Source organism: Soonwooa sp. T0.1_25 (assembly GCF_057652215.1).
Map to the genome: position 1 here is coordinate 1 of NZ_JBYFBZ010000131.1, position 226 is coordinate 226.

The 226-nt window shown below is 40.7% G+C and carries 1 protein-coding gene; it reads left to right on the top strand.

Annotated features, from left to right (window positions below; all coding sequences use genetic code 11):
* A partial coding sequence (locus AC23MB_RS14585) for a transposase (protein ID WP_487787681.1) occupies positions 1 to 226 on the top strand: 226 nt, incomplete at both ends.

A 226-nucleotide genomic window follows, 5' to 3' on the forward strand; every position in this document is an offset into this window, starting at 1 on the left:
ACATATACACGGCTCCCACCAAAGAGGCTGCAAAAGCTGCCTTGGAAGATTTCGCCGAGAAATGGGAAAGCAAATATATGTACGCAATACAGTCCTGGCGAAACAATTGGGACGAGCTGACCGTGTTTTTTGACTTTCCGGTCGAAATCCGTAAGATCATCTATACCACCAACTTAATTGAAAATCTAAACGGAAAAATCAGAAAATATACCAAAAACAAAATGTC